Annotated in this window: 22 protein-coding genes; 14 read left to right on the top strand and 8 right to left on the bottom strand. The window is 61.0% G+C overall.

The features are described from left to right. Positions 1–33: 33 nt before the first annotated feature. Genes HMPREF1255_RS09060 through HMPREF1255_RS09040 form a run of 5 tightly spaced genes read right to left on the bottom strand, consistent with a single transcriptional unit; the run spans position 34 to position 4,664 of the window. Complete coding sequence (locus HMPREF1255_RS09060) at positions 34–918, bottom strand: type II secretion system F family protein (protein WP_016454916.1); 885 nt, start codon at positions 916–918, stop codon at positions 34–36. Continuing rightward, positions 915–1,736, bottom strand: coding sequence for a type II secretion system F family protein (locus tag HMPREF1255_RS09055; RefSeq protein ID WP_016454917.1), 822 nt, complete (start codon positions 1,734–1,736; stop codon positions 915–917). Before HMPREF1255_RS09055 ends, HMPREF1255_RS09060 begins: the two co-directional genes overlap by 4 nt. Next, the gene (locus HMPREF1255_RS09050) at positions 1,733–3,172 is read right to left on the bottom strand and encodes a CpaF family protein (RefSeq protein ID WP_024111656.1); all 1,440 of its coding nucleotides are present in this window, start codon (positions 3,170–3,172) and stop codon (positions 1,733–1,735) included. The genes HMPREF1255_RS09055 and HMPREF1255_RS09050 overlap by 4 nt, the downstream gene beginning before the upstream one ends. After that, on the bottom strand, positions 3,169–3,948 hold the full coding sequence (locus HMPREF1255_RS09045) for a hypothetical protein (RefSeq protein ID WP_024111676.1): 780 nt from the start codon (positions 3,946–3,948) through the stop codon (positions 3,169–3,171). The genes HMPREF1255_RS09050 and HMPREF1255_RS09045 overlap by 4 nt, the downstream gene beginning before the upstream one ends. Beyond that, the gene (locus HMPREF1255_RS09040; protein ID WP_024111671.1) at positions 3,945–4,664 is read right to left on the bottom strand and encodes an SAF domain-containing protein; all 720 of its coding nucleotides are present in this window, start codon (positions 4,662–4,664) and stop codon (positions 3,945–3,947) included. The genes HMPREF1255_RS09045 and HMPREF1255_RS09040 overlap by 4 nt, the downstream gene beginning before the upstream one ends. 271 nt (positions 4,665–4,935) lie before the next feature. Between HMPREF1255_RS09040 and HMPREF1255_RS09035 the strand changes: the two genes are divergently transcribed. Then, positions 4,936–6,288 carry a histidine kinase gene (locus HMPREF1255_RS09035; protein WP_155948525.1) on the top strand — a complete coding sequence of 451 codons (1,353 nt, stop codon included), beginning with the start codon at positions 4,936–4,938 and terminating at the stop codon, positions 6,286–6,288. Positions 6,289–6,291: 3 nt separating this feature from the next. Here HMPREF1255_RS09035 and HMPREF1255_RS09030 read toward each other — a convergent pair whose 3' ends face one another. Together HMPREF1255_RS09030 and HMPREF1255_RS09025 are read right to left on the bottom strand one after the other, a co-directional pair. After that, positions 6,292–7,980, bottom strand: a complete 1,689-nt coding sequence (locus HMPREF1255_RS09030) for a formate--tetrahydrofolate ligase (RefSeq protein WP_024111666.1) — start codon at positions 7,978–7,980, stop codon at positions 6,292–6,294. 57 nt (positions 7,981–8,037) lie between these two features. After that, positions 8,038–8,832 carry a deoxyribonuclease IV gene (locus HMPREF1255_RS09025; RefSeq protein WP_024111660.1) on the bottom strand — a complete coding sequence of 265 codons (795 nt, stop codon included), beginning with the start codon at positions 8,830–8,832 and terminating at the stop codon, positions 8,038–8,040. A gap of 63 nt (positions 8,833–8,895) precedes the next feature. Here HMPREF1255_RS09025 and pta point away from each other — a divergent pair, with 63 nt between their 5' ends. From pta to HMPREF1255_RS08960, 13 genes are all read left to right on the top strand, one after another. Next, a complete protein-coding gene (gene pta, locus HMPREF1255_RS09020; RefSeq protein WP_016454924.1) occupies positions 8,896–10,398 on the top strand; it encodes a phosphate acetyltransferase in 1,503 nt (500 codons plus the stop codon). Between the two features lie 249 nt (positions 10,399–10,647). Next, positions 10,648–12,192, top strand: coding sequence for a peptide MFS transporter (locus HMPREF1255_RS09015; RefSeq protein ID WP_016454925.1), 1,545 nt, complete (start codon positions 10,648–10,650; stop codon positions 12,190–12,192). A 20-nt stretch (positions 12,193–12,212) separates the two neighbouring features. Beyond that, positions 12,213–14,279, top strand: a complete 2,067-nt coding sequence (locus HMPREF1255_RS09010) for a CocE/NonD family hydrolase (RefSeq protein WP_024111662.1) — start codon at positions 12,213–12,215, stop codon at positions 14,277–14,279. A gap of 540 nt (positions 14,280–14,819) precedes the next feature. Next, entirely contained in the window at positions 14,820–15,506 is a 687-nt protein-coding gene (locus HMPREF1255_RS09005) for a DMSO/selenate family reductase complex B subunit (protein ID WP_024111669.1), read from the top strand. Positions 15,507–15,508: 2 nt separating this feature from the next. Beyond that, a complete protein-coding gene (locus HMPREF1255_RS09000) occupies positions 15,509–16,498 on the top strand; it encodes a DmsC/YnfH family molybdoenzyme membrane anchor subunit (RefSeq protein WP_024111659.1) in 990 nt (329 codons plus the stop codon). A gap of 84 nt (positions 16,499–16,582) precedes the next feature. Continuing rightward, a complete protein-coding gene (locus HMPREF1255_RS08995) occupies positions 16,583–17,536 on the top strand; it encodes an o-succinylbenzoate--CoA ligase (protein ID WP_231477463.1) in 954 nt (317 codons plus the stop codon). Continuing rightward, entirely contained in the window at positions 17,529–18,659 is a 1,131-nt protein-coding gene (locus HMPREF1255_RS08990; RefSeq protein ID WP_024111641.1) for a thiolase family protein, read from the top strand. The genes HMPREF1255_RS08995 and HMPREF1255_RS08990 overlap by 8 nt, the downstream gene beginning before the upstream one ends. 34 nt (positions 18,660–18,693) lie before the next feature. After that, positions 18,694–19,086, top strand: a complete 393-nt coding sequence (locus tag HMPREF1255_RS08985; RefSeq protein ID WP_016454931.1) for a hypothetical protein — start codon at positions 18,694–18,696, stop codon at positions 19,084–19,086. After that, positions 19,083–19,277 (top strand): Sec-independent protein translocase subunit TatA, encoded by a 195-nt coding sequence (gene tatA, locus HMPREF1255_RS08980; protein ID WP_016454932.1) that lies wholly within the window; start codon positions 19,083–19,085, stop codon positions 19,275–19,277. The genes HMPREF1255_RS08985 and tatA overlap by 4 nt, the downstream gene beginning before the upstream one ends. A gap of 8 nt (positions 19,278–19,285) precedes the next feature. Then, the gene (locus HMPREF1255_RS08975) at positions 19,286–20,071 is read left to right on the top strand and encodes a twin-arginine translocase subunit TatC (RefSeq protein WP_024111684.1); all 786 of its coding nucleotides are present in this window, start codon (positions 19,286–19,288) and stop codon (positions 20,069–20,071) included. A 2-nt stretch (positions 20,072–20,073) separates the two neighbouring features. After that, entirely contained in the window at positions 20,074–20,328 is a 255-nt protein-coding gene (locus HMPREF1255_RS08970; protein ID WP_016454934.1) for a DUF6457 domain-containing protein, read from the top strand. A gap of 76 nt (positions 20,329–20,404) precedes the next feature. Continuing rightward, positions 20,405–21,064: a hypothetical protein gene (locus tag HMPREF1255_RS08965; protein WP_016454935.1), complete on the top strand. Its 660-nt coding sequence runs from the start codon at positions 20,405–20,407 to the stop codon at positions 21,062–21,064. Beyond that, positions 21,051–21,878 carry a hypothetical protein gene (locus HMPREF1255_RS08960; protein ID WP_155938212.1) on the top strand — a complete coding sequence of 276 codons (828 nt, stop codon included), beginning with the start codon at positions 21,051–21,053 and terminating at the stop codon, positions 21,876–21,878. Before HMPREF1255_RS08965 ends, HMPREF1255_RS08960 begins: the two co-directional genes overlap by 14 nt. On the opposite strand, the gene HMPREF1255_RS09990 is transcribed toward HMPREF1255_RS08960, so the two are convergent. Continuing rightward, positions 21,879–22,629 (bottom strand): CHAP domain-containing protein (locus HMPREF1255_RS09990; RefSeq protein WP_024111650.1); only part of this gene is annotated, 751 nt, incomplete at its 5' end. It lies immediately after the preceding gene.

The raw sequence follows: 22,629 nt of genomic DNA, 5'->3' as shown, positions 1-22,629 counted from the left end.
AGAGAGTTATCCACAGGGAACTTTTTTACTTCCTCACTGCATGGCCATTCGCAAAAGTGGCGGGGTGATGAAGGCGAAGGCGAAAATCAGCACGGGCACGGACATCCAAAGCGTCATCCGCTCGCTGACCGCATGCGCCTGTTCCTTCGCGCCGTTTAGGTGCTGGGTTCGCAGTTCCTTGGCGCGCTGGGCGAGGGTGTCGGCGATCGCGGCGCCCTGCTCGTCCAGGCGCATAATGTCGGCGACGTCCGAAAGCTGCGGCACACCCAGCGTCTCAGAAAGCCTTTCGAGATCCGGCCACGGCGAGCGCTGTTCCAGGCGGGCGCGCGTCAGGCAAGCCTGCACCCGAACCAGCAGCGGGGCGGGCGAGATCTCCGCCGCCGCGGACAGCGCCTGCACCGCGGAACGATTCGCCAGGCGCTCCAAGAAAACCAGGTCGATGTATGTGTGGACGACTTCGGCAGCTGTCTGCGTCGTCTGGGTGAACTGCTGACGAAGCTGCAAAGTGGGCAGGAACCAGCCGGCAATCCCGCCGACCAGACCCGCGAACAGCGAAACGCCCAGCGCGGATGAGAACCCTCCGATCACCCCGACCACCATGGCCGGGAGCAGGAAACCGGCAAGCGCGAACACCGTTTTGAGTAGAAAGAAGTCGCCAATCGAACGGCCCTGCAGACCCAGCAGCGCCATATTGGACTGCGAAAGCGGCACCGGCAACCGTCGATATACCCACGCACCGAATCTCTCCAGCCGAGAGTTTTCGTCTGCCACTAAAACGGTGGTCGGCTGCGGGGCGGCCTCATTATTCCCCAGCAGTTCTAACGCATCGGACAACCGCAAGGCAGGCGGGTAAAGCATGGCGAAGAAGCTCCACACACCGAGGCCCAGAGCAGCGCCGGCTAACAGTTGGACGATCATTGGTTCACCTGCAAGATTCGCTCGCGCTTTTGCGGCCTGGACATGCGCTGCAACATCCGCAGCGAAAGCATGTAACAGACGAAGAAACCGATGGCCAGCACCTGCCCGATGGGAGTGGTGAAAGGCGCAAAATAAGACGGATTAATGACTACCCCGGCACCCAAAACGACGACCGTGATCATCGTCACCTGGCGAACGACGACCCTCGGCTTGGCCCGTTCCGCGTCGATCTCGCGGAGCGCCGCGAGCCTGTCAGAGACGCTGTCCGCTAGCGCGTCAAGCGTGCGGTGCGCGCCCAGGCCACCACGCTCAGAACACAGTATGCAGGCGGCGAGCACGGCATCGGCGTCTGTGGAGTCCCACTCGTCGGCGAGAGCCAGCAGCGATTCTCGAACGGACCAACGGCCGCGAAGCCGCGCGAGCGCTGTTGAAACACCTGACTTCAACATCTTCGGGCACTGAGCATAGGTGGTGCGCATGGCGTCCGGAATGGATTTGCCCGTGGCTACAGACGCGGTCAGCAGCCGAACCCAGCGGTCTAACGCAGCTAATAACTGCACCTCGCGATTGGGTTTGGGCCGCAACAGATCGGGCAGAACCAGCCCGACTCCGGGGCCGACGATCAACGCGGGCAACCACCCGCTGACCAGCGCAAACAAGGCGCTCAGCGCGAGCACACCCCCTGTCCTAACGCTGATTTTGGGCAGGTTGAGCGGTTTAGAAACGATCCGGCTACTGCTGGAACGAGCGCCCACCACCACTACGAACGCGCCGAATAAAAACAGGAATGCCCCAAGGCCGGCGACCAGCGCGTTCACGCTTGCGCCTCGTATCGGGACAGCTCGGCGAGCAGCTCGACCGGCGGATCGAAGAGCGCAGGACGCCCGTCGATGCCCGCCTGGTAGACCAGGTGCGTCACCGGGCGGCCATTCTCGATTGCGCCCGTCAACGCCCGTACCTCGGCCACGAATCGGCGGCGGGAGCCACCGCGCCAGGTGTCGTCGACGAGGTTGACGTGCACGAGCAGATGCAGGTTCAGTGCGATCTGCCGAAACGCCTGGTCTAGGCTCAACGCCGCACCGGATGCGACGCGCGTAGCTAGCCGATCCATCGTGGAGGAGGCCGAATGCGAATGCGTCGTGGACAGGCAACCCGTGCCGATCTGCATTGCTTCGAACATGGCGCCGGCCTCGCTGCCACGCACCTCACCGATGATCAACCGGCTCAGGTTCTGCCGCAGCGCTTCCGGAACCAGCTCGGCGACGCTGTATTCGCCAAGCCGCCTGCCGTCCACTAGCTCTCCGAGCCCAGTTTTCGCCTGCATCGCGAGCATGTTCTTACGTCCAGGCTGCAGATGCGTCAGCAACTCGTAGTCGGTCTCGATGGTGCCGAAGCGCTCGTTCGCGGGGATCGCATCGATCAGGGCGCGCAGCAGCGTGGTTTTTCCGGCCCCTTGGTCGCCAGATATGACGATCGATTTGCGCGCGAGCACCGCCAGCCGCAGAAAATTGGCCAGGCTTGCCGGCATCATGTCGCGGGCGGCCAGGTCGTCGAGCCTGATGCTGGTGAGAATGTGGTGGCGGATCACGATCGACGGGCGGTAGCTGAGCCCGAACCCGACGGCGTGGATCCTGAACTGATCTGAGGTATCCCTGCCAACGGCTACGGTCATCATGGGGTGGGCATCGTCGAAGGCGCGCGGCGGATTCGCGCTGGACCCGAAGAACCTGATGGCCTCCACGAGCTCCTCGTCGCTGTCGGCAACCGGCGGATGGTTGACGCGTCGCCCGTCGCTATACTGCACAACCACGGAGTCGTAGCCATGAATCTCGATGTTTTCGGCATCCGGGATCTCGAACAGCGGCTGCATCCTGCCGTAACCAAAAATGGCGTTCTCGACGGCCTGCGCGTAGCGTCTCTCCAGCGCCAGCGGCCAAAGCTGCTGACCGCTGGTGCTCAGGTGCTCGGCGTAGGCGCGAACCACTTGACGGATTACGGCGCGGCCCATCATCTGACGGTCGTCATCGTCGAGTTGCTCACCGGAGCCCCACGTCTCTAGGCGACGGCTGATCTTTTCCGACGCCTCTTTCCGTAGCTCCACAACCAGCTTCCAGTCGATGCTGGCTCCGGCGTCAATCGTCAGCGTTCGCCGCGGTTGAACACTTGGCTGCGGCGCCGGCTCGACCTGCGGCCTATCTAGCGTCGTCAGCGCACTGCTCAGGTCTAATGCGGCCGCTCCCCGCTTGGCGTTCATCGGGCCTCCATCTGCTCGGGACGAATCGTCAGCGCGCTAACCTCGAAGAGCTTTTCCACCAGAAGTTGAAGCGATCTGCGATAGTTCCGCTGACCCAAAACAGCGGCCTTCGGGGCCTGATCCGACAGCCTCGCCGCGACGCTCGGCGCCCAAACCACATCGCCGGCCACGGGAAGATCGAATTGGGCGGAAATCTCACGCCCCGAATACGGTCGCCCGGCGCCGATGAGGATAATGCCGAGCTCCCCTGCGGCTGAGTCGTACAAAGATTGCAGCGTAGGCAGCCATAGTTTCGCGCAAGCCAACGACGGCAGATTGCTGCGTGTAACTAAGTAACAGGCGTCGGCTGCGGCGAATATCTGCGCGGAAGAATTCGTGACGTCTAGGCGTCCCAGGTCGAAAAATATGTCCGTGCCAGAATCGGAGAGCCGCTCTACCTGGGAAATCAGCGCGGGCAGCGCCGAAGAAAACAGCGCGGGAGCCTTCGGATTTCTGAAGCCCGGGACGAAAGAGGCATGCGTCACACCAGGAAGCGGTATTGCGATGGCGGAAAGCAGATCGGCGGAAATCTCGCCCGACCGGACTGCCTCGGCGAAGTCTCCAAGATCCGTGCTCGGTTCGGTTCGCCCTGCTAGCAGCCCGGCAAGCACGGACTGGCTGGGGTGCGGATCGGCGTCGATAATCATCCCCGGCCTTGGCCAAGACAAAGCCAGCCCGAGGGCGGTTGTGGTTACGCCGGGGCTACCACCCGCGCTGCAGAAGACGTAAACGCTCATGCGGCATCCGCCTGCCTGACCAGAGCCAGTCTGTCTGCAGCGGCCAAGGCCGCAACTACAGACGCGTTCTCACTGCTGACGGTGACGTCGACTAATTTGGTCTGACCGTCGAGCACGCCGCTCTGGCTGACAACGTTTGCCGCGAATTCCTGCCCCGGGCCGCCGTCGGCAACCTCCACCAATGTGACGCGGGCACCCGCCGGCAGATCCTTTGCCGGCAGCCTGCCAGTGGCAAGTTTGAGCCCGATCATGGCTGAGCCTGAGTCGACCTCCGCGTCGCCCACCGACTGTGGGGCGAGCAAGGAACCCGACGGAATATCGGTGCGCGCAATCTTCCCCACGAGGCTCTGCGCCTCAGTCTTCTCGACGACGGGCACTCCCGCTGCAGCCCCGACGCTCGTGCTGGCCAGATCGGAGCCCGAGATGACCTCGCCACGCTGAATGTTTCGAGTGGCGGAAACAACGTCACGAGTGTTGCCATTGGCCGCGATAGCCCAGACCATCAGGAGCGCACCCAAAGCGCAGAAAAGAATGCCCGCAATTGCCAAACGAAAATTGCGTTTAGCCCTGGCAGGAGCGACAGAATTAACCTTTCGGCCGCTAGAAACGGCGCTATGACTAACATTGTCGGCTCCATTTGAACCCTTAAATTCGACCATCCGCGCATGCGATTCGTCGCCGGAAAATGACTCGACAAAGCTAAGGGGATTTGCCATCTGGTCTCCTGAAATTGGGGTGTGCAGAAATGCCAAAGGCCCGCTTATATTAACGAGATGAAATTTAGCCAAACCACAGTTATCAACGGGTTTTAAGTTCCCTAACTAAATTCCTGGGGATCCGCGATTAAGCCAAGAACAAGACTTAAGAAAGACTTAATGCCTTAACCCAAGCTTCAGGTATCTATTTAAAAAATTAGTTAATTCGTTAGCGATTTCATTAGATTCAGCCATGACACCCTGCTCTATTGGGGGAATAGAAAGGCCAAACATGTCGGAAACTTTCAGGTTCGTACCGGGAATGATCCTGCCCTCGGGAGAACAACACGAAGTCGGAGTTGACGAACTGTTTTTCTCCACGACCGACGCTAAAGGCGTCATCGAAGAGGCGAACTCTGTATTCGTCCGGCTATCGCGTTGGCCCAGAGAACATCTGATCGGCGCTGCACACAACATCATTCGTCACCAGATGATGCCCGGTGGCGCGTTCAGGCTGATGTGGCAGACGCTAGAGTCTGGACGCCCGTTCGCGGCATACGTCCACAACCTCGCCAATAACGGCAGCCGCTACGACGTGTTCGCCACCATCACCCCGCTCGACGATGGCTATCTTTCCGTCCGCACCCGCCCGATGTGCCCTGTGCCGTTCGGTGCCGCTGAGCAGATCTATAAAGAGGCGCTAGCAGTGGAGATGATCGCGAAGGCCGACGGAGCGAACCGTCACGAAGCCGCGACGGTGGGCGCGGAAAAGCTCGCTGAGCTGCTCAACGCGGCAGGTTTCAACAGCTACGAAGACTTCATGCTCGAGACGCTGCCCGCCGAGATCGAGGCTCGCGAGAAGGCCGGCCACGTTATGCCCGAGTGCAACGCCGAGGGCGTCTACGGCGAGATGCTGCAGACTGTCGGCCAGCTGCACCAGCAGCTCGGCGTCGCGATGTCCGATCTGCAGAATCTGAAGGATCAGTCGACGCAGCTGCAGGAAGCGTCCGACGTGCTGCGCGGCATCCTCGAGGCAACCAACGAGGTGTCCGAGGCCGTCAACCAGCTGCCTTCGGACTCCATCGAAAAGCGTACGCTGACCATGCCGTTGACGCTGTGGAGCTCCATGGATGCGGAGATTCGCGGCCTAACCGACGAGCTGACCGAAACGCTCAAAGAGACATCATCGACCGCAAGCCACACGCGCTTCCGAATCGCTCTGGCCAGGCTGCACGCCACCATGATCGGCAACTTTGTCGCGGAACTGGTGACGGATCCGGCAGCCAGCGAGATCACCTCGAACATCGGGCTGCTCACCCGAGCCATTTCGCAGGCCATTCAAGAGCTCAACGAGCAGGCGAGCAACTACTCGCAGCAGTCCAAGAAGGCAACCGACAACGCCCGTCAGGTGGCTGGTCTGCTGCAGATGCTCGTCGACCTGCTGGGTTCTTGGGTTGCCGGCAACGAGGGCCGCGAACTGCCCGCCGAGGTGGCGGATATCGCACCGAAGATCTCCGAGCAGGTTGAGCGCTCCAAGCAGGTCATCGAAAAGCTGGAGTCCATCTCCGGGCCCAGCGAACTGCCGGACGCCGACCAGATGAACCAGACCATCGAGGCGATGCGTCAGATCGCGAGCCAGTTCTAGACCTTAGAAGAGTCCGACGATTCGCCCATCCGGGGTGATGTCCATCTTCTCTGCGGCCGGATGCGTGCCCAGGCCGGGCATGGTCTGCATGGCTCCCGCCAGGGCGTACACGTAACCGGCGCCCGCCGCCAGGCGCACCTCGCGGATAGGTAGCGTCCAGCCCGTCGGTGCGCCGCGATCGGCCGGGTCTGCGGTGGTGGACAGGTGGGTCTTCGCGATCAGGACCGGCAGCTTTCCGAAACCTAGCTCGGTGAACCTGGCCAGCTGTTTGGCGGCCGCCGGCTCGATCTTGACGCCGTCAGCGCCGTACACCTTCGTCGCGATTGAATTGATCTTGTCTTCCAGAGCGTCCTCGGGCTCGTAGCTGAAATGCAGGTCTGTGGCCTGATCGGCTGCCTCGACGACCGCCTTCGCCAGCTCCTGAGCACCCTCGCCGCCGTCGGCGACGTGCGTCGAAACCACGCACGCCACGCCCTTGCTGGCGGCGAAATCCTTGATGACCTGGTGTTCGCTTTCGTGATCGTCAGGGAACGCGTTGATTGCCACCACCGCGGGCACGCCGGATTTGCGGACGATGTCCAGGTGGTGAGCCAGGTTTGATAGGCCGGCCTCGACGTCCGCGCTATTCTCCTCCAGCAGCTCGGGCGGCAGCGGCTTGCCGGCGACAACCTTGTGGCGTCCGGAGTGCAGCTTCAGTGCGCGGACCGTAACCACGATCACGGCAGCATCCGGAACCAGACCGGAAGTGGCGCACTTGACGTTGACGAAACGCTCGTAACCCAGATCCGCTCCGAAGCCGGCCTCCGTAACAACGAAGTCGGTGTTTGCTAGGGCGAACTTGTCAGCGATGATCGAGCTGTTCCCGGTGGCGATGTTGCCGAACGGGCCGCAGTGAATCAGCGCGGCCTGGCCCTCGAGCGTCTGCAACAGATTGGGTCGTAGCGCGTCGCGCAGCAGAACAGCCATGGCTCCTGCGGCCTTGAGGTCCTCGGCCGTGACGGGCTCGCCTGAGGTGTTGAAGCCGACGACGATTCGCCCGAGCCGGGCGCGCAGATCGGGAAGATCCGCAGATTGTGCGACGATCGTCATGATTTCGCTGGCCGCGGTGATGTCGAAACGGGATTGGCGGGGCACGCCGTCGACCTTTCGGCCGAGCCCTACGACGATGTTACGCAGCGCGCGATCGTTCATGTCCAGCACTCGTCCCCAGGTAATGGAGTGCGGCTCGATGTCCAGTTTGTTGCCGTGCTGCAGGTGGTTGTCAACCATTGCGGCCAGCAGGTTGTGCGCGGCGGTGATGGCGTGGAAATCTCCTGTCAGGTGCAGGTTGAGGGTCTCCATCGGCACGACCTGCGAGTAGCCCGCGCCGGCTGCACCGCCCTTGATGCCGAAGACCGGCCCGAGCGAAGGCTGACGCAGCGTCGCGACGACCTTTTTGCCCAGTTTACCCAAGCCCTGAACTAGGCCGATGGCGGTGGTTGTCTTGCCCTCGCCCAGCGGCGTCGGGGTGACGGCGGTCACTACGACGTATTTTCCGCGCTGGCTACCAGCCTCGCGAAGTTTCGCGGGTTCGATCTTGGCGGCGTAGTGACCGAAGGGTTCGAGGTCCGTTGGGCTGAGACTCAGCTGCTCGCCGATCTCTGCGAGGGGACGAAGTTTTGCGGATTGTGCTATTTCAAGATCGCTGGCCATAGCCCCTATTCAACACTGTCTTAGGAGTTAGCGACCAGTTTCTTGCCATCAAACGCGTCATTTTCCTCTCTCAGCCAACCACGCCAGGTCTGCCTGGTGGCCCTCGAGCCCGCCGGGCGTCTCCAAGATCGCCGGAGCATCGGCCCTGTTGACGGCCTCAATCAGTAGCTCCTCACCGAGCGTGCCCGAGCCCAAGTTAGCGTGGCGGTCGGCGCCTGTGCCGGGCTCGTCGCGAGAATCGTTTAGGTGTAGCAGCGAGATGCCGCCAGTGATCTCGCGAACCTTGTCGATCATCTGAAGAATGTCCTCGCCGGAGCCGTTGGCGTGGCAGGTGTCGAAAACGGTGCCGACGTGTTCGATGTTGTCGGAGGCAGAAATTTTTTCCCAAACGCGGGCAATGGAATCGCTGAATCTCATCATGGCATTTTTGCCGCCTGCGGTGTTTTCAATGAGCAGCGGGCAGGAAATCTCCAGGCCGTCGACGGCCTTGAACCAGTTCTCGTAGCCGGCCTCGGGGTCGTCTTCGGCCGTGACGTGGCCACCGTGCACCACCACTCCCCTGGCGCCGATGGACGCTGCCGCATCGAGCGTCTTTTGCAGCAGCTTTCGGCTGGGAATCCTGATGCGGTTGTTGGTGGACGCCACATTAATTACGTAAGCAGCGTGCACATAGATGCCTACTCTCGCCTCCTCGGCAGCCGACCGCAGCCCCTCCGCACCGCCTGGGAAGGAAATCTTGGGGGTCTTCCAGCTGCGCGGATCGCCGAGGCTGATCTGGACGATGGGCACGTCCAGGCTCGAAGCGTCGTCGATTGCGGATAGCTCGTCTACGTGGGCACCGATCAAGTTCATGCATCCAGACTAGTTATGCCCTCAAAGCTCGCGGGCAAGCCCCTGCACCGTTACTCTTAGAGTGTGAGCAAAAGCATTTACGTAGCCGCAGCCGGCTCCAACGTCAACAAAGAGCAGGTTGCCGAAAAGATTGTTAAAGAACTAGCCAAGAGCGGCTCGGTTGCGGTTTTCCGACCGATCGCCCCCGCCTCGGACGAGGTTGTCCGTCGCCTAATCAATGCCGCAGGTACCGACCAGAAGGCAGAGGACGCCATCGGTGTTCCCGCCGATAAATTCGCCGAGGATGCTGTTGCTGCTGAGGCACAGATCGTCAAGAAGTTCGGCGCGCTGAAGGCCGCACACGTTGCAGTCGTCGTTGTCGGCTCCGACTACGACACCGCCATCGCCCCGGCCGAGCTGGACATCAACGCCAGCCTCGCAGCAACCCTGAACGCTCCGGCAGTCGTGCTGGCTGGCGACGACGCCACCGCCAAGTTCGCAGCTAAACGTTTCGAAGCCAAGGGCGTGGACGTCCTGGCCACCGCTGACGCCGACGCAGCCGAGATCGCCGAGAAGCTGGCCACCAGCAAGCAGGCGCTGCGCACCCCGGCCATGTTCGAGTACGAAATCAACAAGATGGCCGCCGCAGACAAGCGCACCATCGTGCTGCCCGAGGCCGAGGACGCCCGAATTCTACAGGCCGCCGCAATCGTGCTCGAGCGCGACCTGGCCAACATCGTCCTGCTGGGCGAGGCCGACGAGGTCAAGAAGCAGGCCGCAGAGCTTGGCGTCGACGTCTCCGGCGCGAAGATCGTATCGATGAAGGACGAAAGCTACGTCGAGCGCTACGCCGCCAAGTACGCCGAACTGCGCGCGCACAAGGGCGTAACCGTCGAGGCGGCCCGGGAGAAGATGAAGGTTGCCAGCTATTTCGGCACCATGATGATTCACGAGGGGGAGGCCGACGGCATGGTCTCCGGCGCGAACAACACCACCGCAAACACCATCCGCCCGAGCCTCGAGTTCATCAAGACCAAGCCCGGCGTGAAGGTTGTTTCGGGCGCATTCCTGATGTCGCTTGCCGACCGCGTCCTGGTGTTCGCCGACTGCGCGGTAACCCCGAACCCGACTCCCGAGCAGCTGGCTGACATTGCAGCCAGCTCGGCCGTCACGGCCCGCGCGTTCGGCATCGAGCCGCGCGTGGCGCTGATCAGCTACTCCACCGGCACCTCCGGCGCTGGCCCCGACGTCGATGCAGTGCGCGAGGCCACCGAGCTGCTGGCCGCCCGCGAGCCTGACTTCGCCTTCGCTGGCCCGATCCAATTCGATGCCGCCATCGACCCGGTCGTGGGCAAGAAGAAGATGCCCGAGAACCCGGTTGCGGGCAACGCCAACGTATTCGTATTCCCCGAGCTGAACACGGGCAACACCGTCTACAAGGCAGTTCAGCGAACTGCAGGCGCCAAGGCCAACGGCCCAGTTCTGCAGGGTCTCAAGAAACCAGTCAACGACCTATCGCGCGGCGCACTCGTCGACGACATTGTCAACACGATCGTCATGACTGCAATTCAGGCACAGCAGGGCTAAAAATACCGATAAAAAGGCGGGTGGAAATTAATTTTCTGCCCGCCTTTTTACGCTCAAAAACGACTTCTTAAGCCAGCGATTAGGGTGCAGCCGCCTTAGGTTTTAACCAAAAACAACTAAAATTGGATTTCGTTGTCGTCTATTCGGTGAGGAGGATTCCGCCAAAGCACTGCCCCGTGCGTAGAGCCAAGACACATAACTAGTTATGCGCTTGGGGTTCAACAAACCGACGGTTAGGCATCTTTTCTGATGAACAATGAAATTAATTTAACCGGCAAAAAAGCCAAAAAATTTCAAGCAAAACTAGAAAAAGCCCGCACACTCGACGCAAAGGCGCAGTCCAGCAAGGGATTAATGGGCCAACCGAAAGGCCTTTACACGCTCTTTGGACTGGAGCTTTGGGAGCGGTTCTCATACCTAGGCTTCCAGGCAATTCTGGCGCTCTACTTCGCGGCGTCAATCGCTCAAGGCGGTCTGGGCTACGACAAGGACGTCTCCTCTTCAATCGTTGCAGCGTTCGGCGCGCTGCTGTATTTGCTTTCCATCGCAGGGGCATGGATCGCGGACCGCGTCACCGGCACCCACCGCGCACTTCTTTGGGGCGCGATCATCATCGCCGCCGGCCACATCACGATGGGCATCCCGGCTGAGGTGACCACCTGGATCGGGCTGGGACTAATCATCGTCGGCACCGGCCTGCTGAAACCGAATGTCTCCACCAAGGTTGGCGAGCTCTACGCACCGGAGGACGCCAGGCGCGACGCTGGCTTCTCCATCTACTACGCCGGAATCAACATCGGCGCCTTCCTAGGCCCGCTGATCGTCGGCTACCTCGGCCCCGAAGTCAACTGGCACGCCGGCTTCGCCGCTGCGGCCGTCGGCATGGTGCTGGGCGTAATCCAGTACATCTTCAGCGAGAAAAACCTGGCAGGACGCGAGCAGGCGGTCAAGATCCGCATGATGTTCAAGGCCGACAAATACTTCTGGCTGACCATCGGCCTGGTTGCAGTGGTGATAGCACTCGCCGTCGGCTTCTCTGCAATGGCTGGCAACCCGCTCGGCCTAATCATCAACATGGTGACCGCGGTCACGATCATCGCACCAATCGCGTATCTGACGTGGATGTTCTTTTCGCCCAAAGTGACGAAGACCGAGAAGGCCAACCTGGGCCCCTACGCCCTGCTTCTGGTTGCGCTGGTGGCCTACAACATCACCTACTTCCAGACCGGCAACACGCTGAACTTCATCGCCAACCAGCACACGAACAACAACATTCTGGGCTTCGAGTTCCCCGGAACTTGGTACATCCCCATGATCGCGCTGGTGGAGGTTGCCGCGGGTCCGCTGCTCGCGGCGCTGTGGATCAAACTGGGCAAGCATCAGCCGCCCGTCTCCGCGAAGGTGGGCATCGGCGTGATTCTGGGTGCGATCTCGTTCGCCATCATCGCGCTGGCCGGCGCTCTAACCGACCATGGCCACCTATTCGCGATGTGGTGGATCGTCGTCTCATACATCTTCATGGGGATCGGCGACCTATTCGTGCAGACATCGGGCATGTCGGCCACCACCAAACTGGCCCCGCGCGCATTCGCCGCACAAACGATGGCCGTGTGGTTCTCTGCGATGGCCATGACGCAGGGGCTGCAGGCACAAATCGTCAAACTTTTCGACTACGAACACATGAGCAACATCATTAGCTACTTCGGCTGGCAGGCGGTTGCCATCGGCGCAGTCGGCGTCATGCTGATTATTTTGACGCCATGGATGCGTAAACGCATGACCGTAGTCGGTTAAATCTATTCGAAGGAGGAAATATGAAGTACATCTCCGATTTTCCCTACGAGGTGGAGGTCGTCGAAGACTGGATTCCGCTTTCCGACGGCACCAGGCTGTGGATGAAGGCGTGGCTGCCTAAAACCGAAGAAAAGGTTCCGGTCATTCTTGAGTACCTGCCCTACCGTGCAGGCGACTGGACTTGGCCGCGCGATTCGGAGCGTCACCCCTACTACGCGGGTCACGGTTACGCTTCTGTTCGCGTCGACATTCGAGGCCACGGCAACTCCGAGGGCGTGCCCGGCGACGAATATGATGCCCAGGAACACGCCGACGGCGTCGAGGTCATCAATTGGCTTGCCAGCCGCGAATGGTCGAACGGCAATGTTGGCATGTTCGGCATTTCATGGGGTGGTTTTAACTCGCTTCAGCTGGCCTACCTGCAGCCCGAGCCGCTGAAGGCAATCGTCACCGTCTGCTCCACCGACGACCGCTACGACAACGACGTGCACTACATGGGCGGCTCGATGCTGGCCGTCGACATGCACGCCTGGGCAGCCACCATGATGGCTTTCGAATCTCGCCCGGTAGACAAGCGCGTCTGGGGCGACAAGTGGCGCGAGCAGTGGGTTGGCAGGCTGAACAAGCTCAGTCCGTTCATCGACCGCTGGCTGGCCCACCAGACCCGCGACGACTACTGGCGTCACGGCTCGGTGTGCGAGGACTACTCGCGCATCAACGCGGCCGTCATGGCAGTCGGCGGCTGGTTCGACCCGTACCGCGACACCGTCCTGCGGCTCGTGGAAAACCTTTCTGCGCAAGGCAAGAACGTCAAGGGCATCATCGGCCCCTGGTCGCACCAATACCCGGACCGCGACCTGCGCCCGGGCCCGCACATCGACTTCCTCGGCGAAACCCTGCGTTGGTGGGACAAGTGGCTGAAGGAAGAAGATAACGACGTCATGGACGAGCCGTTGCTGCGCACCTGGATGCTCGATGGCTACGAGCCCAAGTCTGTCTACGATGAGATGCCCGGACGCTGGATCGCCGAGCGCGAATGGCCGAACCCGGCATTCGAGGCGAGGACGCTCCTACTTGCAGATGGCGCCTGCTGCCCACCCGCCCAAGACCAGAACGGCAAGCAGATTGCGCGTGTCAAGAGCCCGCAGGACGTCGGGCAGCTTGCCGGCCGCTACTTCCCGTTCGGCAACGACACCGACCTTCCGGTCGATCAGCGCCCCGACGACGGCCGCAGCACGACGTTCGATTTCCCGCTGAGCAAGCCGCTGCAGATTTTGGGCAACGCCCAGGTGAACCTCAAGATAACGACGCAGGCAACCCGCGGCCAGGTTTACGTGCGCTTGTGTGACGTCGCCCCCGACGGCGCATCGACGCTGATTACCCGCGGCAACCTGAACCTGACGGCTCGTGAAGGCCGCGACAAGGTGGTGGAGTTCCCCGCCGGCGAATGGGTGGACGTCACTATTCCGATGACCGGCATCGCCTACCGAGTGCCCGAGGGTCACACGTTGCGGCTCTCGGTTTCCACGGCGTATTGGCCGTGGATTTGGCCGCAAGCGCAGAACGAGGCGGTCGAGATTGACCTAACCGCCAGCCGCTTCGTCGTTCCGGAGCGCCTGGCACACGAGCAGGGCTCGGCTCAGGAAGAGCTGGACAAATCGGTGGTCTTCGGCGAGCCGGTTCAGCCGCCGCTCATCGACGTCGAGTACCCCGAGGAGGGCCGCTCCGGCGCCCGTCGCCCGGAACGTTTGATTAGCTTCGACGTGGCCAAGCAGGAAACGCTGATTCAGGTGGACCCGATGTACGGTGGCACCAGGATCTACCCCGACGGCCTGCACTACAACGAGGACGCCGTCGAGCGTTACTGGATCAACTGGGACGACCCCACTAGCGCACGCACCGAGGCGCAGTGGAGGGTGGAGCTGACCCGTCCGGACATGGACTGGGAGGCCTCGCTGACCGCCGACACCCGGATCCGCTGCGACGAGAAGAACTTCTACACGCAGTCGATCGTCGAATGCTTTGATGAGGACGAAAAGATCTTTTCCAAGACCTGGGAAGAAACCATTCCGCGCGAAGCTAGCTAACGAATAAAACGAATAATTGGCCCGAGTTACGGGCCAATTATTTTTTGGACGGCTAAATAAAACCTGCGAAAACAAAGCGGCCAGGCGGGTCTAATCAATTGGAGGCAGCAGCCTTCGCACCATTGAACGAAAGCTGAGGCCTGCTCCGAAAGGTAGTAGTGCTCAACATACGCAGGGCCTCCACGTCGCGGTTCGTCGAAATTTGTAAAGGAACACTTCATTAGGTGAACCTAAAAACGCGAGATAAAAATTCCGATTTTTAGCGTTTTTGAGCGTCCGTTTTCGGTATTTAAGAGATTAAGAAAAACTCTAGTTCCCTGGTGCCACAAAGGCCCCAAAAACATCGCCCTCTGGACATATTTCCCTACGCTTTTCGATATAGTTTTTACACTCGGAAAACTATCTGGGGTAGGAGAGTCTGGTGCTTAATCAAAGCGGAAAATCATCAACCCTCACCGCCACGCGCCGAACCTTTCTTAAGTGGTGAAAGCCTAATGAGCGACAACAACGAATGTTTAGGAAAAACTGAAAGGAGCGGCAATGTCTAACGCGGCCATTCCCGAGAGCGGGCGCCACGACACCGCCGAAGAACCGTTCACCAAGCCAGATGCTAAGTACGGATTTTTCTTCGACCAGAACCTCTGCAACGGTTGCAAGGCATGCCAGATCGCGTGCAAAGACAAGCACGATCTGCCGCTCGGCATGAACTGGCGCAGAGTCGTCGAATACACCGGAGGCACCTGGCACGAAAACAAATCGGACGGCACATTCGCCTCGAACGTGTTCGCCTACTACACGTCAATTGCTTGCAACCACTGCGAAGACCCGATCTGCGTTGAGGTTTGCCCCACCACGGCAATGACCATCCGCGACGACGGCACCGTTTACGTCGACCAAAACAAATGCGTCGGCTGCCGCTACTGCCAGTGGGCCTGCCCGTATGGCGCGCCGCAGCTCGACGCCCGCACCGGCCACATGAGTAAGTGCGACCTGTGCTACGACTACCGCTCCAGCGGGCAGAACCCGGCTTGCGTCGATGCCTGTCCGACCCGCGCGCTCGGCTGGGGTGAATACGACGCTCTGGTGGAGGAGTTCGGCTCCGAGGCCGGTGTTGCACCGCTGCCCGACCCGTCGATCACCAAACCGCACTTAGTTGTTAAGCCACACCGTGACGCCCAGAGCTGGGACGCGGGCACCGGAATCGTCCAGAACCCGAAAGAGATCTGATCATGCACCTCGACGAATTACCGATGATTATTTTCACGACGATCGCCCAGATGTCTGTTGGCGCGTTCGTCATCCTGGGCTGCATCCAGTTGGCGGGCCGCTTACGCGGGGTGCGTAACGAGGCAATCGACCGGGTGACGAATGCCGGCATGTACGCCGCCGGCCCGCTGCTCGTGCTGGGTTTCTTCGCCGCGTTCTTCCACCTGAACGACCCGTTCCACGCGCTCTACACCATGTTGCACTTCCAGAGCTCCTGGCTTTCTAGGGAGATCCTGTTCGGTGTTCTTTACGGCGCCTTCGGGTTAGCTTTCGCGCTGACCCAGTGGTTCGGATGGCTCAGCCGAAAGGTCAGGGACGTCTTGGCGGTGCTGACTGCGCTCAGCGGCATCGCGCTCGTGGTGTCGATGGTTGGCGTCTATGCGAGCCTTCCCACCGTACCCGCCTGGAACTCTTGGTTCACTTGGGTGCTGTTCTTCGGTTCCGCAGCATTCACCGGCTCGCTGGCCGTCGCGCTTGCGCTGGCCGCCACCTGGCAGCAGCACAATCGCTCTGTGGGCAAACAGGGTGGCATTCGCGGTTTCTTGTCCGCTGGGCTATTCCCTGCGGGAGAGCTTCCCAACGAAGTTGGCGAGTTGACGGCCCGTTCCATCAGGACGCTAACCGCAGTTTCCGTCATTGCTGGGGCCGTCATGCTGGTGGCCTACCCGTTCCACATGGCTCAGCTGGGCCTGGGCACCGCGGCTCAGCAGCAGGTGGCCCAGAATATGATGCACAACGGATACCTGGCGATCCGCCTTGTCAGCCTGGCACTGACCGTCGTGCTGGTTGTGCTCGCCGCCCGCGGTAACGCACTTGCAAACAAGACCCCGACCCGCAAGCTCGTGACTCTGCTCACCATTTGCCTGGTGCTTGCGGTTGCGACGGAGTTGCTCGGCCGCGGCCTGCACTACGAGGGCCTGGTGCGAGACGGCATAAATACGGTGTACGGATAGGAACAGTCGAAGCTAGCTGGCCGGCCCGAGGGGTTGGCCAGCTATTCTTTTAGCACCATGATTTTGTCTTCTAGCCCAGCCGCCGTGAGTGAGTTTTGGCGAGCCCACGAGCTGGGCGAGCCGATTGGGCTGCGAACGTCCGGCACCACCACAGGGGCGGGGCGATTGATCGTGCGAACCACCGACTCTTGGGTGAATAGCTTCGACGCGCTCGCCCGCGACTTCGGGCTGGACTCGTCCACCCAAATGTGGATTCCGGGGCCAATATCTTCGACGATGAACCTCTTCGCGGCCTGCCTGGCAGAGCACGTGGGCGGCAGTTGGGGAACCACCCCGGAGGGCAAGAACACGGCGCAACTGACTCCGGCGACCCTGCAACGGTTAGTAACCGAGGAAGTGCCAAGCGGCATCGAAAACGCGATCGTCGCTGGTGACGGGCTGAGCCGCCGGCTGCGCGACCGAGTAGCCGAGCTAGCCGTCCACCATTACTACGGCGCAGCCGAGCTTTCGCTTGTGGCAGTGGGGAGCTGCGCGGACGATCTTCGGCTGTTCGAATATGTCTCTGCGAAGCTGGTGGGTGGCGTCTTGTGGGTGCGCTCACCCTGGCGCGCGATGGGCTACCTCTACGACGAATCCGAGGAGATTGACGGTCTGGTAGAGCTGCAAGAAGACGCCGATGGCTTCGTCAGCGTCGGCGACCGCGCGGAGCTAGACGGAGATAGCCTGCGGCTGCTTGGGCGGCCCGGAGCTGTGACCACGGCCGGCCAAACGGTACTGCTGGCGCCCCTGAGGGAAAAATTTTCCAGACTTGCCACCGGCGTCTTTTGGCTAGGCGGGCTCGACAACGAGAGTATCGGTGAGGTGTTGACGATGATCTGTTCCCCCACCGACCTGCCGATAATGCGCGACTGGGCGCGCAGCAATCTGAAAGGTGCGGATCGGCCTAGGCGCTGGATCGCCTGCGAGGAGTTGCCGCTGACACCCGCGGGCAAGGTGGATGAGCGCGAGATCCGGAAGATTGCGGGGCGAAATGACTGAACGCAACCCCGTCATAATCGCCGCAGCAAGGACAGCGATCGCGACAACCGGCGGAATGTTCGCCAACCTAGACACCACCGAGCTGGCTGCGCCCGTCGTTGCTAGGCTCGCGGAAAAATTTTCCGAGGTCACCGAGGTCGTCCTCGGCAATGTCCGGGGGCCGGGCGGTAACCCGGCGAGGCTGGCAGCGCTCGCGGCCGGTTTAGAAAACGTCCCAGCCGTTACTTTAGATCGGCAGTGCGGATCCGGGATGGCCGCAATCGAATACGCTTACCACCGGCTGCGCAGCGAGCCAGGCGTCGTCATTGCGGGCGGCGTGCAGGCGGCCAGCACCCAACCGATCACAATCTGGCCGCCAGGACACCCGAATGCCGGAGAGCCCTTCACGAAGGCACCTTTCGCTCCCCCGCCTTGGGACGATCCGGAGCTAGGAGTAGCCGCCGATCTGCTGGCCGAGGAATGCCAGATCACCCGCGAGCGCCAGGACGCATACGCGCTGCTCAGCCACCAACGGGCATATCAATCGCGCGAGACCGGCGTCTTCGCTGACGAGATTGTCCCCGTAACCGGCCAGGCGACAGACGAGCGTCCACGCAAGTTCACCATGGATAGGCTGGCCAGGTTCCGTCCCGCATTCAGACCGGGCGGAACCATCACAGCAGCCAACTGCTGCGGGGTCAACGACGCGGCGGCGGCCGTCCTGATGGTTGATGGGGAAACCTTCGAGAAGCTCGACGTCCCAGGCCTTCGCGTGCTGCGTGCGGTCAGCGCAACCTGCAGCCCCGATCGTCCGGGCTGGGGCATCGTCCCGGCGGTGCGGAAACTCGGTGCCGAAGCAATCGTTCAAAACCCCGATACTGTACTCGAATTCAACGAGGCATTCGCCGGACAAGTGCTCGCCTGCGCCGACGGCCTGGGCATCGACGAAGCCCGCATCTGCCCGCAGGGCGGAGCGATCGGGCTCGGCCACCCGTGGGCCGCGTCGGGCGCGGTCTTGGCGGTCAGGCTGTTTAGCCAGCTAGTCGGTCATGGACGCCAATGCAGGTGGCCGGGTCGGCTAGGGTTGGCGGCGATAGCGATCGGCGGCGGGCAGGGTTCCGCGATGCTCGTCGAAGCGTGTTGATGCGGCAAAATGGTTACTAGGCAAGGAGGCGAAGATGTTCGGTATTAACTCGAGCGAGTTCATAATTCTGCTGATTGTAGCCGCCCTCGTGCTCGGCCCCAAAAATATCGCGCAGGCGATCAGGGGTTTGCGCAGCATCCTCGAGCAGTTTCGTCGTTGGAGCGCCCAGCTTCGGGCGGACACCAGCGTCGACCTGGGCTCCATAGCGCCAGAAGACATCGAGCAGTTGCGCAAACTACGCAGCCTCGACCTGTCGTCATACAACCCAAAGACGATGATCCGCCAGACCGTTCAGGAGGAACTGGACGCCTGGCTGAAATCGGCCGGTTCGCCGGCACAATTCAAGAAGGATAATGCCCCGGCCAACACCGGCTCGGAGTTAACCAATCCCCCGGCTAAGCCGGCGAATGACGGAGATAACCAATGAGACCAAGCCACCTAATAATCATCGCAATCGTCATCATCCTGCTGTTCGGCGCCTCCAAGCTGCCTGAGCTGGCCCGCTCGCTGGGTAAGTCGGCGAAGATTCTCAAGTCCGAGCTGTCCGATCTCACTGAGGACGACAAAGCGGTAACCGACGGCAAGGACGAGACCAAGCCGTCCGAGGACAAGGAATAACTTAACCCGTGAGCCGACGCGACCCCGAGGCGAGGATGAGCATCCTCGGGCGCCTAAGAGAGGCCAGGAGGCGAGTGCTTTGGGCGCTCGTCGGCATTGTCGTGGGCGCGATCGGCGGCTGGTTCCTGGTGGATCCGGTGCTGAATTTCATGCTCGAGCCGCTGCGTGAAATCGCCGGCCCGAAGACCCAGATTAATTTTCAGACCATCGGCGCCGCGTTCGACTTGAAGCTGCAGATCTCTATCTGGCTAGGCATTTTGATTGCCTCTCCGTGGTGGATTTTCCAGATTCTGGCGTTCGTTGCCCCCGGCCTGAAACGCTCGGAGAAACGCTGGTTGGCGTTCTTCGGAATCGCCGGTGTCGTGCTGTTCGTGGCGGGCTCGGCGACGGGCGTCTGGGTGGCCCCAAAGGCCGTAACTATCCTGCAGAGCTTCGTGCCCGATGGCGCCTACTCGCTGATTTTGGCGTCCAGCTACGTGACCTTCTACATGCGGCTGGTCATCGCGTTCGGCATCTCGTTTCTGGCTCCCGAAGTTCTGGTGATGCTCGGCGCGCTCGATCTGCTGAGCGCCAAGTCGATGCTGAAAGGCTGGCGCTGGGCGACGATGATCGCGTTTATCTTTGCGGGCGTCGCTAACCCACTACCGAGCCCGTGGCCGATGGTGGTTCAGGCGCTCATTCTGCTGGCGCTCTACTTCCTGGCAGTGCTAGTCACCTGGCTGCTGCAGCGACGCAGGGCCGACCAAAAAACGTCCGATCCACAACGTAAGAAACTTGATTATACGAAGGAGTAAGAATGTCCGATCCGGCAAAATCCAAGGAACACATGGAGTGGCTGCAGCGGGTTATCGCTGAGCTGGGCATCGACGAAGAAGTTTTGGCAGCCCAGGACTCGCTATTAAACATGACAGCTCGCGTGGCGCACGGCCCGAGCCGTCCCGCTGCCCCGATCACCGCATACCTGATTGGTTACGCGGCGGGAGCCAAGGGAATCGACGCTTCCAAAGCGGCGGACGACCTTGCTGAGCTGGCTAAAAACTGGAACTCATAGGGGTTATATTTAGGGTTAAATTTAAGTTAGCGAGAGCGTAGATTCCCGCTTAATAACCAATGAAAGAGGCGAATAAATGCATGAGTTTCACCCCACCGAGGCATCAGACAAAGACGACCTCATCGGGCGTGGAGTGCGGGTGGCGACAGCCGCCAGCGTGCTATCTATGCTTTTCGCCCAAGCCCCAGAGGCAGGGCTGCTGGAAAACATCACAAATCCCGAACTGCTGAAGCTATGGCCCCTTCGCGACGAGACGTCCGGGAAGGGCATCCGGATGCTGCTGAACAGCGACGAACACAGTGGCGTGATGGCACGAGATTTCCGCAGGCTTTTCGGTTTCAACGGCACGCTTATCAATACCGGGAGCGCGTTTCACAAACTGACCAATCACGAGGGGCCCTGCGAGCTGTGCCTGAAGAACTCCAAGGAGGTTGTTGGGCTACAGCGCTACCCTGAGCTGCCCGACGAGCACATCTCTAACATCCTGGGCAGCTGCGGCACGTTGGCCGGCAAAATGACGGCTGCGGCGAGGACCGCGACCAAGGACGTCAAGATCGACTTCGCCTATCGCCTACGAGACCTCGTGAACGGCTGGGCAATGCCGCTGGGCACCTTCATCGCCGACGGTCTGCAGGAATTGGCCCAAAGCCAGACCTACAAGGCAGCCGGCTACCTGCTAAAGGGTTTCCTGGACGAAACCGCGGACCTCGCTAAGACCGCGCTTGAAGATGACTAACCTGGCCCGCCTGGTCAGGTGGCTGGCCGCGCACGACGAAATCGATACCGCGGTTCTCCACTGCCCGCATACGGAAAGACCAAAGGTGGCTAGACGCTGCCTTTCCATCCGCTGGGACGATTGCCTCGCCAACGTCGACGTTCGTCCCCTGGCCGTGTTGCTGGCGAACGGCTGCAATTATCTTCAGGTTTACGCCTGCCCCGAACGCGAGCTTCCCTCCGACGCTTGGAAGAGCGCGCTCGGCGACCTGATCGGCCCGTACGAAGAGGTCAATCGGATCGGTCAGGGCGAGGGGCTGGACATGGCGTCCGTGCCGTTCCCGCGCAGGCAACTTTTCGCCGTCACCGGGATCGGCGAAAAGGACGATCAAGATCTGGCCTACGAAGCCTTTCACGAGCTCGTTACCCAACAGGCTATCCCCCTGCCCGAAATGACGGCAGAGGAGCGTCTGCACGCCATGCGCTGCCCATGTTGCAGCGCGCACGCGTCGGACTGCAAGGTTTCTTGGTTAACCGATGAGGGGTGGCTGGAATCTTGCCTGGCGTGTCGGGTCAGCGTGCACTACTGCGCGGAATTCTCCGACGACGAAACCAAACGAGAAGACGAGATCGGCCTGAGCCTGTTAGAGGCATTCGAGGCGCGGAAAGAACTTCCTCAGGCGAAGTGCGTCGAATGTGGAAATCTGCACCCGAAGAGCGAAGGCAAGCTTTGCGCGCTTTGCAAATGGCGCAGCGAGCGCCCATTCGAAGCGACTATGCCGCCCGAGGTTTTAGAAAAATTACCCGAAGCCTTAAGAAAAAGGCTCGGTGGCTAGCTACTTTGTAGCTGCCGGCAGCCAGACGCCGGACCAGCCGATGATCGGCTGTCCCCAGCCGGTGGCCGGCTCGTTGATGGACATCTTGCCGACGCCAGTGGATGCGCCGTTGCTGTAGATCATTCCATCGCCAGCGTAAACGGCGACGTGGCCGTACGGGTTTCCGATTGGGGCGCCGTCGTACCAAACCAGAGCGCCGACGGGGATGTTCTCCATGTCGGTGTGCATCTGGCCTGCAGCCTCGATTGCTCGAGCGGCGATGATTGCGCTCGCGGTGCCGGAGGATGAGTAGCCGTAGATATCAGCGGAAAGCTTGAGGCACATCTGCTCGTAGCCGTGATTGCCGACTAGAGACGCGGCTCGCGCCATAGCCTGCTCAACGGTGAATGGAGTCAGCTGTCCTGGAGCAAAGTTTTGCGAAGGATCGTATGCCTTGATCTCTTCGATTTTCTGCTGCTCGGCCTCCGCAGCTTCGGCCTCTTCCCATTCTGAAAGGGCCCGGCGCGCGGAGTCGCGGCTGACCAATTCTGCCTGACGGTTAAGCTCTGCGGCGGTAGCGACGGCGTCCTGGGAAACAGGATCGATGGTTGCGTCCGCGACGGTCTCAGCAGCGGTGGGCTGAGTTGCGGCCATAACGACGCTCGGGCCGGATAGCAGTGCGCCGGTGGTGGCACCAATTGCTGCCAGCACGCCGGTGGCGGCGAGCAGCTTGCGAGGATCGAGGATCTTCTTGGTGTCTTTTGCTGCGAAA

The organism is Propionimicrobium sp. BV2F7 (assembly GCF_000510445.1).
GTDB lineage: Bacteria > Actinomycetota > Actinomycetes > Propionibacteriales > Propionibacteriaceae > Propionimicrobium > Propionimicrobium lymphophilum.
Note: the sequence above shows the minus strand (reverse complement) of the source record. Positions and strands in the feature narration are given on the sequence as shown.